Genomic DNA, 2,099 nt, shown 5'->3' on the forward strand with positions numbered 1-2,099 from the left:
GGGCCGGATATGACAATATGAATCCACCGCCACAGCATTACGATGCCTCACGTCGTCGCACGGGCCTGAGCCGGTTCTCCCGCATCAAGCCCCATCGCGCCCCTCATATAACGTCTGATTGGAACATCGACCATGAGCTATAACGCCCCCGTCAAGGACATGCTGTTCGTGCTGAAGGAACTGGCCGGCATCGACGCCGTTGCGCAGTTGCCGGGCTTCGAGGATGCCGGTTATGACACGGCGCAGGCCGTGCTCGAAGAATCCGCGAAGTTCTGCGGCGAGGTGCTGGCCCCGCTGAACGTCGAAGGCGACCGCAACCCGAGCAGCTGGAAGGACGGCGTCGTGACCGCAACGCCGGGCTTCGCGGACGCGTTCCGCCAGTTCGTCGAAGGCGGCTGGCAGGGGCTGCAGCATCCGTCCGAATACGATGGCCAGGGGCTGCCGAAGCTGATCGCGACGCCGTGCATCGAGATGCTCAATGCATCGAACCTGTCGTTCGCGCTCTGTCCGCTGCTCACCGACGGCGCGATCGAAGCGCTGCTGACGGCCGGCACCGACGAGCAGAAGCAGCGCTACGTGCCGAAGCTGATCTCGGGCGAATGGACCGGCACGATGAACCTGACCGAGCCGCAGGCCGGCTCCGATCTCGCGCTGGTGCGCTCGCGCGCCGAGCCGCAGGGCGACGGCACGTACAAGGTGTTCGGCACCAAGATCTTCATCACGTGGGGCGAGCACGACATGGCGGACAACATCGTCCACCTGGTGCTGGCGCGCACGCCGAACGCGCCGGAAGGCGTGAAGGGCATTTCGCTGTTCATCGTGCCGAAGTTCCTGGTCAACGACGACGGCTCGCTCGGCGCACGCAACGACGTGCACTGCGTGTCGATCGAGCACAAGCTCGGGATCAAGGCGAGCCCGACGGCGGTGCTGCAGTACGGCGACCACGGCGGCGCGATCGGCTACCTGGTCGGCGAGGAAAACCGCGGCCTCGAATACATGTTCATCATGATGAACGCGGCGCGCTTCGGCGTCGGCATGCAGGGGATCGGCGTGGCCGACCGTGCATACCAGAAGGCCGCGGAATTCGCGAAGGAGCGCGTGCAGAGCCGCCCGGTGGATGGTTCGGCCAAGCAGTCGGTGACGATCATCCATCACCCGGACGTGCGCCGCATGCTCGGCACGATGCGCGCGCTGACCGAAGGCGCGCGGGCGCTGGCCTACGTGGCTGCCGCGCACAGCGACATTGCCCACCGCCATTCGGACGAGGCGACGCGGGCTCGTCATCAGGCAATCTACGAGTATCTGGTGCCGGTGGTGAAGGGCTGGAGCACGGAGATGGTGAACGACGTGGCGAGCCTGGGCGTGCAGGTGCACGGCGGGATGGGCTTCATCGAGGAGACGGGCGCGGCGCAGTATTACCGCGATGCACGTATCCTGGCGATCTACGAAGGCACGACGGCGATCCAGGCGAACGACCTGGTGGGCCGCAAGACGATGCGCGACGGCGGCGCGGTGGCGAAGGCGCTGATCGCGGAGATCGGCGACACCGTGGCGGCGCTGGGCAAGCTGGACGGTGCGGCGGCGGCCTCGGTGAAGGCGCAGCTGGAGAAGGGCGCGAAGGCGCTGTCGTCGGTGGTCGACTACGTGGTGGCGAACGTGAAGCAGGACCCGAACGCGGTGTTCGCGGGCAGCGTGCCGTACCTGAAGCTGGCGGGCGTGGTGCTGTGCGGGTGGCAGATGGGCCGCGCGCTGGTGGCGGCGCACGCGAACCGCGCGAGCGATCCGGCGTTCTTCGACGCGAAGATCGCGATCGCGCAATGCTATGCGGAGCACGTGCTGGTGCAGGCAGGCGCATTCGAAGCGTCGATCGTCGGCACGAAGGGCAACGAGGGCGTGCTCGCGTTGACGGAAGACCAGTTCTGACCGGCTGACGGTCGGGACGCAGGAGGAGACAGGATTTTGACCACACAGGACTTGCTCGCGCAGTACGGCCCGCGCGAATCGATGGAATACGACGTCGTGATCGTCGGCGGCGGCCCCGCCGGGCTGTCGGCGGCGATCCGGCTCAAGCAGCTGGCCGCCGAAAAAGGCACCGAGAT

The 2,099-nt window shown here is 66.7% G+C and carries 2 protein-coding genes; both read left to right on the forward strand.

The annotated features are described in order from the left end of the window. The first annotated feature begins 132 nt into the window (after positions 1-132). Positions 133-1,923 carry an acyl-CoA dehydrogenase gene (locus FFS49_RS41715; RefSeq protein ID WP_039343724.1) on the forward strand — a complete coding sequence of 597 codons (1,791 nt, stop codon included), beginning with the start codon at positions 133-135 and terminating at the stop codon, positions 1,921-1,923. Between the two features lie 36 nt (positions 1,924-1,959). After that, positions 1,960-2,099 (forward strand): FAD-dependent oxidoreductase (locus FFS49_RS41720; protein ID WP_137910513.1); only part of this gene is annotated, 140 nt, incomplete at its 3' end.

Source organism: Burkholderia sp. 4NA327C6, from assembly GCF_005502655.1.
Classification (GTDB): Bacteria; Pseudomonadota; Gammaproteobacteria; order Burkholderiales; family Burkholderiaceae; genus Burkholderia; species Burkholderia contaminans.